The sequence below is a fragment of the Actinoplanes solisilvae genome, assembly GCF_003999975.1.
GTDB lineage: Bacteria > Actinomycetota > Actinomycetes > Mycobacteriales > Micromonosporaceae > Actinoplanes > Actinoplanes solisilvae.
In genome coordinates, this window is the sequence record NZ_RJAC01000003.1 from 586,918 (window position 1) to 599,284 (window position 12,367).

General features: G+C 68.5%; 15 protein-coding genes. 7 read left to right on the forward strand and 8 right to left on the reverse strand.

Annotated features, from left to right (window positions below):
- Positions 1-5: 5 nt before the first annotated feature.
- The 7 genes from EER30_RS13255 to EER30_RS13285 form a co-directional block, all read right to left on the reverse strand.
- Positions 6-1,841: a 5'-methylthioadenosine/S-adenosylhomocysteine nucleosidase family protein gene (locus EER30_RS13255; RefSeq protein WP_127500685.1), complete on the reverse strand. Its 1,836-nt coding sequence runs from the start codon at positions 1,839-1,841 to the stop codon at positions 6-8.
- Positions 1,838-2,548, reverse strand: a complete 711-nt coding sequence (locus EER30_RS13260; RefSeq protein ID WP_127500686.1) for a hypothetical protein — start codon at positions 2,546-2,548, stop codon at positions 1,838-1,840. Before EER30_RS13260 ends, EER30_RS13255 begins: the two co-directional genes overlap by 4 nt.
- Entirely contained in the window at positions 2,541-3,092 is a 552-nt protein-coding gene (locus tag EER30_RS13265; RefSeq protein WP_127500687.1) for a hypothetical protein, read from the reverse strand. Before EER30_RS13265 ends, EER30_RS13260 begins: the two co-directional genes overlap by 8 nt.
- A 78-nt stretch (positions 3,093-3,170) precedes the next feature.
- A complete protein-coding gene (locus tag EER30_RS13270) occupies positions 3,171-3,671 on the reverse strand; it encodes a phosphoribosyltransferase (RefSeq protein ID WP_127500688.1) in 501 nt (166 codons plus the stop codon).
- Entirely contained in the window at positions 3,668-4,315 is a 648-nt protein-coding gene (locus EER30_RS13275; protein WP_127500689.1) for a queuosine precursor transporter, read from the reverse strand. The genes EER30_RS13270 and EER30_RS13275 overlap by 4 nt, the downstream gene beginning before the upstream one ends.
- 5 nt (positions 4,316-4,320) lie before the next feature.
- Entirely contained in the window at positions 4,321-4,854 is a 534-nt protein-coding gene (locus tag EER30_RS13280) for a hypothetical protein (RefSeq protein WP_127500690.1), read from the reverse strand.
- 18 nt (positions 4,855-4,872) lie between these two features.
- Positions 4,873-6,177, reverse strand: coding sequence for a GH1 family beta-glucosidase (locus tag EER30_RS13285; RefSeq protein ID WP_127500691.1), 1,305 nt, complete (start codon positions 6,175-6,177; stop codon positions 4,873-4,875).
- A 99-nt stretch (positions 6,178-6,276) separates the two neighbouring features.
- Here EER30_RS13285 and EER30_RS13290 point away from each other — a divergent pair, with 99 nt between their 5' ends.
- From EER30_RS13290 to EER30_RS13310, 5 genes are all read left to right on the forward strand, one after another.
- Positions 6,277-6,630: a nuclear transport factor 2 family protein gene (locus tag EER30_RS13290; protein WP_127500692.1), complete on the forward strand. Its 354-nt coding sequence runs from the start codon at positions 6,277-6,279 to the stop codon at positions 6,628-6,630.
- A 23-nt stretch (positions 6,631-6,653) separates the two neighbouring features.
- Positions 6,654-7,982 (forward strand): serine hydrolase domain-containing protein, encoded by a 1,329-nt coding sequence (locus EER30_RS13295; RefSeq protein WP_127500693.1) that lies wholly within the window; start codon positions 6,654-6,656, stop codon positions 7,980-7,982.
- 116 nt (positions 7,983-8,098) lie between these two features.
- The gene (locus tag EER30_RS13300; protein ID WP_127500694.1) at positions 8,099-8,794 is read left to right on the forward strand and encodes an SDR family NAD(P)-dependent oxidoreductase; all 696 of its coding nucleotides are present in this window, start codon (positions 8,099-8,101) and stop codon (positions 8,792-8,794) included.
- Positions 8,795-8,823: 29 nt separating this feature from the next.
- Positions 8,824-9,195, forward strand: a complete 372-nt coding sequence (locus EER30_RS13305; protein WP_127500695.1) for an SgcJ/EcaC family oxidoreductase — start codon at positions 8,824-8,826, stop codon at positions 9,193-9,195.
- A gap of 45 nt (positions 9,196-9,240) precedes the next feature.
- Positions 9,241-9,843: a TetR/AcrR family transcriptional regulator gene (locus tag EER30_RS13310; protein WP_127500696.1), complete on the forward strand. Its 603-nt coding sequence runs from the start codon at positions 9,241-9,243 to the stop codon at positions 9,841-9,843.
- A 180-nt stretch (positions 9,844-10,023) separates the two neighbouring features.
- Here EER30_RS13310 and EER30_RS13315 read toward each other — a convergent pair whose 3' ends face one another.
- A complete protein-coding gene (locus EER30_RS13315) occupies positions 10,024-10,773 on the reverse strand; it encodes a COG4315 family predicted lipoprotein (protein WP_127500697.1) in 750 nt (249 codons plus the stop codon).
- A gap of 223 nt (positions 10,774-10,996) precedes the next feature.
- Between EER30_RS13315 and EER30_RS13320 the strand changes: the two genes are divergently transcribed.
- Positions 10,997-11,530 (forward strand): sigma-70 family RNA polymerase sigma factor, encoded by a 534-nt coding sequence (locus EER30_RS13320; protein WP_127500698.1) that lies wholly within the window; start codon positions 10,997-10,999, stop codon positions 11,528-11,530.
- Complete coding sequence (locus EER30_RS13325; protein ID WP_127500699.1) at positions 11,527-12,246, forward strand: anti-sigma factor family protein; 720 nt, start codon at positions 11,527-11,529, stop codon at positions 12,244-12,246. Before EER30_RS13320 ends, EER30_RS13325 begins: the two co-directional genes overlap by 4 nt.
- Positions 12,247-12,367: the final 121 nt, after the last annotated feature.

Here is a 12,367-nt window from a genome sequence, read left to right on the forward strand (position 1 = left end):
TCGGGCTATCGGCCTGGCCGGGCGGCGAGGCTCCCTATCGAGACGACGTGCAGGACGAAGGCGGCGGCGTTCGCGGCGGCCAGCTCCTGGTGGTCGTCGGTCTTGCGCATGCCCCAGTCGGCGATCGCCTTCACGAGGATCCAGTCCACTTTGCGCTTGGCCCCGGCAGCATACGTTCCCGCGCCCTCCATCTCGCCGCCGACAGCGTCCGGTTCGAGTGCTTTCATCCGTGCGCGCAGGGTCGGCGAGTTGACCAGGCTGTTGGCGCACAGCACCAGGCCGGCGTGGACCCGGGCGGCGGTCCAGTCGGCGGCCGCCGCGCGGCAGCGGTCGAGCAGCGTGACCGAGGCGCTGACCTTGTCGCCCCGCAGGATCTCGGTCATGTCGCCGTCGGCGTCGTCCTCGGCCTTCTTGACGTCCATGACGCGAATCTGGCTGGCGACCAGGACGTCACCGATGCTCTGCCGGTCCTCCTTCAGGCCGAAGCAGATGCCGGTCAGTACGAGATAGTCCGGCTTCACCTGGTCGATCAGGTCCACCGCGGTGAGCGTCATCGCGCCGGGCGATTCCGTGCCCTGCTCGGCCTGCGCCATCAGGATCCGGGCGTTTCCCGAGATGCCGAGATGAAAGACCGTGTGGTACGGCAGGAACTCCCGGGTGATCTGCTGGGTTCCGAGCGTCTGCCGGGCGGCGGCCAGGAAGGCCCGGCGTTCGACGTCGGCGGCCACGAGGATGAGCACGGTGGTCAGTCCCGCGGTGCCGCTGTGCCACTCCCGGTACTCGGCACTGAACCGGGGATTCCGGCGGCCGAGTGCCTGCGCGAGAAACGCGAGCCGGGTCGAGAACTCGTCAATTCCGGGCCGTTGACCGGTGGCCGGCTGACGGTCCCACGGCGCGCTCTGGCCGTTGAGCAGCGCGGTGACCGTGCGGCGCAGCAGACTGGGGCCGGCGTCGGCCGCTGCCGATTCCAGTCCCAGGTGGGCTCCGGCGGCGGCGTGCAAGGCGCTGACCAGCGGTTGAAGCACGGAGAGAAAGACGTGGTGCCCCTCCGACCCGCGCAGTGCCACGAGCTCGTCCGGATCGACGGCGCGAGGATGGAAGCCGATCCGCTTGAAGACGGCCAGCAGGTACTGGGCGTCATGGACGGGATTCACCGGCACGGCCGAGTCGAAGTAGCCCAGCCCGGGGATGCCGCGCAGGATCGTGGCGCCGCTGACCCCCAGGTAGTGGCGCAGGTGAATGAGGGAGAGCAGCCGGCCGACCGCGCCGACCGTGCCCGGCGGCCCCTCGCCGTCGAACAGTGACAGCGTCAGCGCCCGGCCGTCCCTCTTGGCCAGGACTTTGTCGAGTCCGTCGCGCCAGGCCACGATCAGTGAGGCGTCGGTGGGGCGGACCCCGTCCAGCCCGCTCAGCCGGCCGTCGACGACGCCGAGCAGTTCGTGGCTGATCTCCCGGGTCGTGCTGACGTTCTTCGGGACGGTCGGACGCGCCGTCAGATACAGCTCCGGCACCGACTCCGCGAAGTACCGGGGATATCGGCGCCGATCGTGCTCGTAGAGGCCCCGGCACGACTCCAGGAAGTCCTCGAGGGTGGTGAACTCGCTCAGCAGCAGGAGGTGGTCCGAGGCGATCAGGTTCGCGGTGTGGCGGGCCGATCGTGACTCGAGGACGCCGGACTCCCAGACGAAGGCCAAGCTGCTGACGAGCGGTCCGGTGGTGGCCAGCGACGCGAGGACGAGGTACTCGCCGATCCGGTCCGCGCCGGCCCGGGCATCGGCCGCGCGCATGATCTCGCGATTGAGAAAGTGCAGGTACAGGGGCGCCTGGCCGGTGTCGTTCACGGGAGCGGAGTGCCGTCGGCGCCGACATCCAGGAGGGCGGTGAGCTCGGCCGGGCAGCGTCGCAGGGCCGCCGCCGCCGTCGTCCGGTCGGGGCCGGTCAGTGCGAGATCGCCGGCGTCGTCGAAGAGCGCCGCGCTTGCCAGCGACGTCATCAGTCGCCCCAGCACGTCGAGACTCGTCGACCCGTCGTTGATGATGATCACCTCGAAGGGTTCCCGGTCGGTGAAGACGTCGACCTCGTAGTGCTTGAGGCCGTAGGCGCGCGACCGGTCGTCCTTGCCGGCGACGGCCGCCGCGACGTCGGGGGCCGACCGGAGCCGGTCGTCGGATCCGGCCACGCGACGGGCCCGCACGTCGGCCGGTGACTCCAGCCAGACCCGCAGCGATCCGGGTTCGACGAGCCAGGGGAGAAACCACACGTCGAAGACCGTGGACAGGCTGCGCTCGTGCAGTTCGAGCAGCGCGAGGTCGGTGGAGTCGGGCGTGTCGGGGTTCATGCGTTCCAGGTCGGCTCGCCGGGCCGCCTCGTCGAAGAGCCAGAACCGCCGCCGGTCGGCGCTGTCGTCGTCGAGAGCCCCATCCATGATGGACGTCTGCCGTACGACGGAGCCCGACACGCGGGTGATGCCGAGCGCGACACTGACGGCGGTGCTGAAGGTGGTCTTGCCGGAGCCGGTCAGACCGGCCACCAGGATGTTTCTATACATGTTCGAGGTCGGCGTGGCTTGATTGCCGGTAACGCTCGATCACACCTTCGATGTAGGTCATGTTCTTGGGCGCCCGCGACCGCAGGGCCGGCAGTTCCGCGGCGAGATGATCGACGAGTTCCTCCAGGGACGCGAAGATGGCGTCCGACGTCGAGAACACGAAGGGATGGATCCAGTCGGCCACGGTCTTTCCGTGCATCTCGAGATTCGACCGGCGGTGGTGCGAGTCCGGCGGGAGGACGGTGAGGACGTACTTCTCGAAGTATTTGGCCAACAGCATTTCCTGGGCCGTGCCGACGCCCAGCTTGGTCGTCGCGTTGACGATGACGATGTCGCATCGGGTGACGAGATGGCAGTCGTGCCCGAAGATCATTTCTGGGTCGCCCTCGTCGAGCGAGGGGTCGTCCGGCGACAGGAAGCGCAGTTCCTTGATCGGCGACAGGCTTTCGACGTACTGCTTGCGCCAGTCGTTCACCCGGCCGATCTCGTTACCCTTCAAAACCTTGCCGGCGAGGTAGACGACGGTATCCGGGGAAAGTGTCACGATCTGTCCCTTCAGGGGCCTGCGGTCGGAGCGAGAATAACGTGGACAGTGGCCTCGGGAAAGCAGCGCCGCACCCGCTCACGACCCCAATTCCCACGGAAATCGAACCCATGCGTGCACGCGCTCGGCGTAGAAATCGGCGTCGCAATGGGCGAGAACCTCCCCTCGGGGGCCGACCGTGTCCCAGACCAGGCAGGCTGTCGCCAGGGCCCGGGGCCGGCGGCTGATCATGATCTGTTCTCGGGTCTCGATCAGAGTCTTACCGGTATTCACGACGTCATCAACCAGAAGCACGCTCAGGCCGGCGAGATCGGGCAGGCCGTCCATCCCCTGGACGAGTAAACGATCTTTCCGGACTCTCGGCCGTTCGTCGCGCATAGTCGACGCCCGTACGGCGTACATCGCTGGTCCGCCCAACAGGTGAGCGAGCAGCACCCCTGGGACCGCGCCGCCCCTGAGCACGCTGATCACGACGTCCGGAGCCGTGCCGTCGCGGCGGATCAGGCGCAGGACGGTCGCCGCCTGATCTTCAATTTGATCCCACGTGTAGGACACCTGGGCCGGTCCCGAGTCTTTCATCGCCGGTCCTCACGGGTCCGGCCGATATAGATCAGAGGCGAGGAAAGGTAGCCCACGCACAGTTTGTACAAGGCGCTGGTGAGGGCGATCGTGGCGACCTCGCCGGCCGGGAGTGTGAAGGAGAAGGCAAGGACGGCGAACAGGATTCCGTCCAGCGGTGCCGACACGGTGTTGGAGATCGCGCTGCGGGCGATGATCGGAACCTGGGGAAAATTCTGGCGGAGGAAACTGTAGACGGTGATGTCGGCGTTCTCGACGACGAAATTGGTTGCCAGGCTCGCGAGGAGAATGCGGGGAAGGCTCCCGAGGACAGTGGCGATCGCGGCCTGATTCGCCGGATCGGCCTGCCACGTCGAGTCTCCCGGCAGCACGATGTAGAGCTGCAGCCACAGCGCCAGCATCAGGTTGGCGCCGACCGAGACGACGACGAGCCGGCGCGCGTTGCTCCGCCCCAGGCGCTGATTGACGAGATCGATCCAGGTGAAACTGATCGCGTAGAGCAGGGAGCCGATCGGAATGGCGAGACCGAAAGGCAGCGGGGTCGCTTTCATCACGGTGAGGTTCGCGGCCACCTGAATCGTGAAATAGCCGACGACGAGAACAGTGGCCTGCGGGAGAACGGTCAGTTCGTCCGGTCGCCGCATTCGCGTCAGGTCCGGAGCCGGACGTCGGCGTAACGAACGACCTCGATCGCGAGTCCGAGCACGACGGCGAGCTCTACGAAGGACACGACCATGAAGGGCCAGTCATAGGGCCCGTTGACCCAGTAGACGACGATGGCGGCGACGGCCGGAAGGCAGAACGTGCCCAGATCGACGATCATCTGGATGACCTTGCGAGGGCGGCGGCGGGAGTCGGACCGGTGCGCGGTCTCCCAGCCGAACGCCTTCCCGGTCGGGTCCAGCTCCGGAGCCACGCGCTCGCGGATGTACCGGCCGATCGCGGACACCTTCTCGTCGTTGACCAGGTAGGTCCACCCGAGAACGGTGCTGACCGGGGGCAGCAGGAGCAGAAGGTTGGCGTGTCCCTTGGCGGCCAGGCTTGCGGTGATGACGGCGGCCATCGACGCGAGGGTCACGTAGATCAAATTGTCGCGAAATCCAATACGGGTCTTCTGTTCGTCCTTCAGGCGCTCGTACTCGGCGAGCAACAGTCGCGCCACCGTCAGGTCGGGGTCGGACATCGGTTCCTTTCCGTCAGTTCATCGCGGGCGCAGTGCGGACTGCAGCCAGCGATAGGAGTCTCTGGGCGTACGGGCCAGGGTCTTGAAGTCGACGTGCACGAGGCCGAACCGTTGTGAGAAGCCCTCGGCCCACTCGAAGTTGTCGAGCAGCGACCAGACGAAATAGCCGCGCACGTCGACCCCGGCGGTGATGGCGTCGTGCACCGCGCGCAGGTGGGCGTCGAGGTAGTCGACACGGAACTGGTCGTCGACGCCCGGCTCGGTCGAGCAGCCGTTCTCGGTGATGTAGATCGGGGGCAGAGCCGAGCCGTACGTCTCCTTGAGCCCGGTGAGCAGCTCGGTCAGCCCGGCCGGCACGACGGGCCACCCGAACGCGGTCGTCGGATAGCCCTCGATCGGCCGCGTCTCGAAGGGCAGCGGCCCCTCGTCGGCCGGCGCGCCGACCTTCGTCGGGTTGTAGTAGTTGATGCCCAGCGCGTCCAGGGGCGTACGGATGATGTCGAGATCGCCGTCGCGCACGAGATCGCCCAGCGCGTCGCCGAGGAACGACGGATAGGTGCCGAGCAGCACCGGGTCGTTGAACAGCCGGTTGTGGAACGCGTCGTAGATCGCCGCCGGCGTGGGGTCGTCGCCGTCGGGCCGGACCGGCGTGCAGTTGTTCGTGATCATCACTTCGGCGGCGCCCGCGGCTCGCAGCGCCCGCGCGGCCAGACCGTGCCCGAGCAGCTGGTGGTGGGCGACCGGCAGCGCGTCGAGCATCAGCGTGCGCCCGGGAGCGTGGGTGCCGTACGCGTAGCCCTGGGCCATGTGCACGATCGGCTCGTTGAGCGTGATCCACCGGCGTACGCGGTCGCCGAGACGGGTCACGACGTGCGAGGTGTAGTCGGCGAAGTACGACGCGGTGTCGCGATTGAGCCAGCCGCCCTTGTCCTCCAGGGTCTGCGGCAGGTCCCAGTGGAACAGCGTCGGCACCGGCGTGATGCCGCGTTCGAGCAGCGCGTCGACCAGCCGGTCGTAGAAGTCGAGCCCGGCCCTGTTCGGTCCGCCCGACCCGGTCGGCTGCACCCGCGGCCAGGCGATCGAGAACCGGTACGCCCCCACGCCCAGGTCGGCCAGCAGGGCGACGTCCTCGGGGTAGCGGTGGTAGTGATCGCAGGCCACGTCGCCGGTGTCGCCGTCGCGCGTGCGGCCGTCGGTGTGCGAGAACGTGTCCCAGATCGAGGGCCCGCGCCCGTCCGCGTGCACCGCCCCCTCGATCTGATAGGAGGCCGTCGAGCAGCCGAAGAGAAATCCGTCGGGGAAGCGGGGCAGCGGATCCACCATGCCCATGAATCTATATGTGTCGCCGGTCTCGTCGTGGTCCCCGAACGGCCCGTCCGTGCCACGATCTTGCTGAGGCAACAGTTGTCGAAGGGGAACCGTATGACCGCCGACCTGACCGAGCTCGCCCGCCGCAACCTGCTGGAGGTCTTCGCCGAGCGCGACCCGGAAAAGCGTGCCGCCGCGATCGAGCAGACCTACGCCGAACAGGTCACCTTCTCCGACCCGGACGAGGTCGTCGTCGGCCGCCGGGCGCTCGGCGAGAAGGCGCAGCGGCTGCAGGACCAGTCGGACGGCCTGGTGTTCAGCGAGGCCGGCCCGCCGCGGGTCGCCGGCAACCTCGTCGTCCTGGCCTGGAACCTCGGCCCCGAGGGGCAGCCCCCGGTCGCCAGCGGCGTGGACATCTCGATCGTCGAGAACGGCCGCATCGCGCACCTTTACACCCTGCTGGACTGACATCGACGCCTATGATGGCGATCATGTGGCTGGAGAAGCTCCTCGCGCTGACCGCCGACCGCTACGACGTGACCGGCGCGGCCGTCGCGATCGGTCATGACGACCAGCTTCTCGAGGCGGCCACCGGCGTGCTCAACCGTGAGACGGGCGTCGAGGCCACCCCGGACAGCGTGTTCCAGATCGGCTCGGTCACCAAGATCTGGACCGCCGCGCTCGTGATGCAGCTCGTCGACGAGGGCCTGGTCGACCTGGACGAGCCGGTCCGTCGCTACCTGCCCTCGTTCGGCGTGGTCGATGCCGCGGCCGCCGAGTCGGTGACCGTCCGCCAGTTGCTGCTGCACACCGGCGGCTTCGACGGCGACCTGTTCGAGGACACCGGCCGCGGCGACGACGCGCTCGATCGCTACGTCGCCTACCTGCACGATCACGCCCACCAGATCGCGGCGCCGGGCGCGATGTATTCGTACTGCAACTCCGGTTACGCCGTGCTGGGTGCCCTGGTCGCGAAGCTGCGCGGCGGCACGTGGGAGTCGGTGCTCCGCGAGCGTCTGATCAACCCCTTGGGCGTACGGAACATGGCCCTGTTCGCCGAGGAGGCGATCCTCTTCCGGGTCGCGGCCGGACACATCAGGTCTCAGGTGGCCCGGCCGTGGCAGTTGCCGCACTCGAACGCACCGGCCGGTGCCACCCCGTGCGCCGCGCCCCGCGAACTGGTGCGTTTCGGCCGGCTCTTCCTCGACGGGGGAGTGAGCACCTCGGGTGATCGGCTCCTGTCGGCCGAGGCGATCGCGGCGATGACCGCCCCGCAGCTCACCCTGCCCGGGGTCGTCGAGCGGGGCGGCGGGCACCGGGGTCTCGGATTCGAGCTGTTCGACTGGGACGGCGCCGCGGCCTACGGTCACAACGGCGGCACCATCGGCCAGGCGGCGCTGTGGCGGGTCGTGCCGGCGCACAAGCTCGTCGTCGCGATCAACGCCACCGGCGCCGACGCTCCCGGCTTCTTCGACGACCTGCTCGACGCGATCGTCCGCGAGCTGACCGGCCTTGCCGTGCCGCCGCGCCCGACCCCGCCGAGCGGCCCGTACGCTCCGGGCCCGGCCGAGTTCGCAGGCCGCTACGAATACCCGATGGCCGCCTACGACGTGATCGCGACCCGGGACGGGTTGGAAGTGACCTCCACGCCGCTCGGCCATGCCGCCGAGTGGGGCGACGAGGCGAAGACCGAGCGGTACGTGGCCCTGTCCGGCACCACCTTCATCACGGCCGAACCCGAGAACGGCAGCCACTCGACGTTCACCGTTCTCGAGGGCGGCCGATTCCTCTACGGCGGCCGGCTCGCGCGCCGCGTGTAGCCCGCGCGTAACGCTGTGAACACCTAACTGTGTCCAGCGTTACGTCGTATTGCAGAATAGTAGACCGGTCGTCTAGCTTCTACGGAGCACAAGGTTTCACCGACAAGGAGTCAGACATGAGCAAGGTCGTCATCATCACCGGCGCTTCGCAGGGCATCGGCGCGGGCCTCGTCGAGGCGTACCGCAAGCTGGGCTACTCGGTGGTCGCGAACTCGCGGAACATCACGCCGTCGAACGACCCCCAGGTGCTCGCGGTGCCCGGCGACATCTCCGACCCGGCCGTGGGCCAGCGGCTCGTGGACGAGGCCCTCGCGAAGTTCGGCCGCGTCGACACCGTGATCAACAACGCCGGCATCTTCACCGCGAAGCCCTTCACCGACTACACGGCCGAGGACTACGCGCAGAACATCGCCATCAACGTGAACGGCTTCTTCAACGTCACCCAGCCGGCCCTGAAGGTCATGCAGCGCGGCGGCCACGTGGTCACCATCAGCACGAACTTCGCCGAGAACCCCGACCGCCGGGTGCCGTCGTTTACCGCGGCCCTGACCAAGGGCGGCCTGAACGCGGCGACCCTGTCCCTGGCCATCGAGTACGCCGAGGCCGGCATCCGCTTCAACGTGGTGGCCCCCGGCGTCATCAAGACCCCGATGCACGCCCCCGAGACCCACGAGTTCCTCTCGGCGCTGCACCCGGTCGGCCACATGGGCGAGATCTCCGACATCACCGACGCCGTGACCTACCTTGAGAACGCCAAGTTCGTCACCGGCGAGATCCTGCACGTCGACGGTGGCACCACCGCCGGTAAGTGACCACCCACCGGTCTGAGGAGGGCATTGTCATGAAGGACGAAGAGAAGATCCTGCAGGACGTCCTGGACCGGTGGAAGTCGAGTATCGAAGCGCACGAGCCCGGGAAGGTCGCCGCCCTCTTCACCGAGGACGGCATCTTCCAGGGCCTGCGCCCCTACTCGGTGGGCCGGCCCGGTGTCGAGACTTACTACGACAGCCAGCCGCTCGACCTGACGGCCGACTGGCGGTTCCAGGAGACGCGCCGGCTCGCCGACGACGTGGTCCTCGGATACGTGTACGTGACGTTCGGTTTCGCCGAGACCGACCGGGAGCCGATCCTGACGAACCTGACCGTGGTGGCCGTCCGCGACGGCGACGACTGGCGGCTAGCGCACTACCACGTCTCGCGCGTCAACGCGTGAGACGGATCACCGGGTGATAGACGACCGCCTGGCTAGGGTGGAGACATGGGACGAAGCAGTGACGCGCGGGAGAAGATTCTCGAAGCCGCGCAACGCCTGATCGAGCTGCGAGGCTACTCGGCCATCGGTGTCGCCGAGATCTGCAAGGCCGCGGGCGTCCCCAAGGGGAGCTTCTACTACTTCTTCGAGTCCAAGGAAGCCCTGGCCATCGCGGTCGTCAATCAGCAGTGGGACACCCAGCGGGCCCAGTGGTCGGCGATCCTGGGCTCCAGCGACGATCCGCTCGAGCGGCTGCGCAAGCTGTTCGAGGCCACCGCCGAGTTCCAGCGGGCCGGCCAGCAGAACTGCGGCTCCGTCTCCGGCTGCCTGTTCGGAAACCTGACACTCGAGCTGAGCAACCAGACCGAGCCGATCCGGGCCCGCCTCCAGGAGATCTTCGACATCCAGGTCCAGATGGTCCGGGCCGTGATCGACGAGGCCCAGTTCCGTGGCGAGGCCCGCGTGGCCAGCTCCGAGGAGGCCGCCCGGGGAGTGGTGGCCCAGCTCGAGGGCCAGGTCATGTTCGCCAAGCTCTACAACAACACCGGCCGGCTCGACGCGATGTGGTCCAACTGGCTGGCCCTGCTCGGCGCGCCGATCCCGGTCTGACGCCGGCTGCCGCTCGGGGGCGTGGCCGAGGAACGGCAACGCGACCTCGCCTCCCGGCTGATCGGGCTGCTGCTAGACGGGTGCGGACGTAGCGCCTGTTTCACCGATGGCGCCGGGCCGCGGACGCGGTCGTGCCCGGCGGTGGGGAAACCGCCGGGCACGCCCCCGATGGGTGAAAAGCTATTTGCCGGTGCCCTGCGAGGCGAGTGGACCGGGCGCGTCGGGCGTCTTGCCGCCGTCCGGCTTGATCGCGAACCACTTGCCGTTGAGGCCCTGGCCGTTGAGGTCGCCCGCCTTGCGGTCGTCGACGAAGTAGTAGACCGGCCAGCCGTTGATGGTCACCTGGCACGTGCCGTCGCCGCGCTCGACGAAGCCGACGATCTTCGGGTCGACGCCGGCCGGGAAGATCTTGCCGGGGGAGCGGATGAGCAGCGGCGGCCAGGCGGTCGCGCAGTCGCCCTTGCAGGTGGTCTTCGGCGGCTTGTTGCTGTCGTTGTCGAAGCGGTAGAGCGTACGGCCGGCGCCGTCGGTGACGTAGGTGCCGATCTGCGCGTTCTCGGTGGTGTTGAGCTCGACCGTCTTGCTGCCCGCGGTGCGCGACTTCGGCGGGGTGATGTCCTGGTCGGACGGGCCGCTGAAGATCTTCACCCACCGCTGGGTCTTGGCCACCGTGGGCGGGGCGACCTGGTTGGCCTGCTTCTCCGCCGGGGGCTGAACGTCCTCCGTGGGCTTCACCTGCGGGTCCTCCACGCCGGCCAGATCGGGCAATTCGCCCGGGCCCTGCGGGTTGAGCGGCGCCGCGGACTCCTGCACCGCGACCGGCACCTGCTCGGCCGCCACGTCGGCGTCCGGCGCGGCCGCCTGGCTGCCACAGGCCGATACGCTGACCAGCCCGGCCAGCAGCGCCGCCGCGACGTAGGTCTTCCTCATGGCCGTCTCCTACCTGTAGGTGCTGCCCGTCCAAAGGGGATGGCCTCCACACGCCCCATCCATCGACGCGGTTCACCCAGATGTGCCACATTCCGAAAATCTTGATCCGGGTACGCGACGGGGCACGTACTCCGAGTAGCCGCGGCACAGTACTTTCATCGATGTCGTCTTCACCGACCGCACGAGGCGGCACCGACGAAAGTGCCGCGGGGAAGAGAGCCGGATGCCGCCGAGCAGACAGAGACCCCACCGGGAGGTGGCCGATGAGGCGCTGGTCAGATCGTTGTTCCAGGAACACGGCCGGGCCATGCTCGCGTACTCGACGCAGCTGACGCGCGACCGCGCAGCCGCCGAAGACGTGGTGCAGGAGGCGCTGCTGCGCGCCTGGCGTCACCCCGAGAGCCTCAACAACGGCAAAGGCTCCGTACGGGGCTGGCTGCTCACGGTCTGCCGCAACATCGTGCTCGACCAGATCCGCGCCCGTAACCGGCGCCCGCCCGAGGTCGCCGAGAGCCCACCCGACGCCGCGGTCGAGCAGGATCACTCCGATCGCGTGGTCACCTCGATGGTCGTGGTCGACGCGCTCAGCCGTCTCTCCCACGAGCACCGTGAAGTGCTCGAACAGGTCTACTTGAAAGGCAACACGGTGGCCGAGGCCGCCGAGGCGCTCGGCATCCCGCCGGGCACCGTCAAGTCGCGCTCCTTCTATGCGTTGCGGGCCTTGCGCGAGGCCGGCACGGAACGGTTGGCATCATGAGTACGCCGGAAAGCGCGAACACGGCCAACGGCCACGTCGATCTGGCCGGCTACCTGCTGGAAATGCTCTCCGACGAGGAGAAGGCCCGCGCCGACGAGCACCTGGCGAGCTGCGCCGAGTGCCGCGACGAGCGCGACTCGCTGAAGCAGTGGTCCGACCAGCTCGGCGAGGTCCCCGAGGAGATGCTGCTCGACGGCCCGCCCGACGACGCCGATCTTCTGCTGCAGCGCACGCTGCGCCAGGTGCGGCGCGAGTCGTCCGGCCGTCGCTACCGCCGCCTGGCCACTGTCACGTCGATCGCCGCCGCGGCCGTCGCGATCGCGATCGCGGGCGGGGTGGTGGTCGGCCGGGGCACGGCGCCCGGTTCCGAACCGGTCGCGCAGCCCACGGCCACGATGTCGGTGCCCGCGGGCGCCCGGGTCGCGTCGGCCACCGACGCGTCGACCGGGGCACGCATGCAGGTCGCGGTGGTTCCCGCCCCCGGCTGGGTGCGCGTGTCGGCCACCGTCGGCGGCATCCCGGCGGGCGAGAAATGCGTGCTGGAAGTGCTGGGCCGCGACGGTTCGACCGCGGTCGCCGGCAGCTGGCTGGTCTCCACGGCCGGCGAGTCGGGCGGCACGACCCTGAACGGCAGCGCCCTGATCGACCCCGACCTCGTGCAGTCGGTCCGCGTCGTCAACACCACGGGGAGGCAGTTCGTCACTGTCCCCGTCTAGTTCTAGTCCTGGACTTCGCACATGCTTTGGAGTGAATGCCCGTCACTCTGATCATGATCGATGTGTTGGTCTGGGTATGGGTGTGACAGGTGCTCCACGTCGTAGTGCTGTGCGTCCTCGT

What these genes read in the sequence shown, in the direction of transcription:
- EER30_RS13260 (WP_127500686.1), bottom strand. Translation starts at nt 2,548, where the DNA reads ATGTATAGAAACATCCTGGTGGCCGGTCTGACCGGCTCCGGCAAGACC.
- EER30_RS13270 (WP_127500688.1), bottom strand. Translation starts at nt 3,671, where the DNA reads ATGAAAGACTCGGGACCGGCCCAGGTGTCCTACACGTGGGATCAAATT.
- EER30_RS13275 (WP_127500689.1), bottom strand. Translation starts at nt 4,315, where the DNA reads ATGCGGCGACCGGACGAACTGACCGTTCTCCCGCAGGCCACTGTTCTC.
- EER30_RS13280 (WP_127500690.1), bottom strand. Translation starts at nt 4,854, where the DNA reads ATGTCCGACCCCGACCTGACGGTGGCGCGACTGTTGCTCGCCGAGTAC.
- EER30_RS13285 (WP_127500691.1), bottom strand. Translation starts at nt 6,177, where the DNA reads ATGGTGGATCCGCTGCCCCGCTTCCCCGACGGATTTCTCTTCGGCTGC.
- EER30_RS13290 (WP_127500692.1), top strand. Translation starts at nt 6,277, where the DNA reads ATGACCGCCGACCTGACCGAGCTCGCCCGCCGCAACCTGCTGGAGGTC.
- EER30_RS13295 (WP_127500693.1), top strand. Translation starts at nt 6,654, where the DNA reads ATGTGGCTGGAGAAGCTCCTCGCGCTGACCGCCGACCGCTACGACGTG.
- EER30_RS13300 (WP_127500694.1), top strand. Translation starts at nt 8,099, where the DNA reads ATGAGCAAGGTCGTCATCATCACCGGCGCTTCGCAGGGCATCGGCGCG.
- EER30_RS13305 (WP_127500695.1), top strand. Translation starts at nt 8,824, where the DNA reads ATGAAGGACGAAGAGAAGATCCTGCAGGACGTCCTGGACCGGTGGAAG.
- EER30_RS13310 (WP_127500696.1), top strand. Translation starts at nt 9,241, where the DNA reads ATGGGACGAAGCAGTGACGCGCGGGAGAAGATTCTCGAAGCCGCGCAA.
- EER30_RS13315 (WP_127500697.1), bottom strand. Translation starts at nt 10,773, where the DNA reads ATGAGGAAGACCTACGTCGCGGCGGCGCTGCTGGCCGGGCTGGTCAGC.
- EER30_RS13320 (WP_127500698.1), top strand. Translation starts at nt 10,997, where the DNA reads ATGCCGCCGAGCAGACAGAGACCCCACCGGGAGGTGGCCGATGAGGCG.
- EER30_RS13325 (WP_127500699.1), top strand. Translation starts at nt 11,527, where the DNA reads ATGAGTACGCCGGAAAGCGCGAACACGGCCAACGGCCACGTCGATCTG.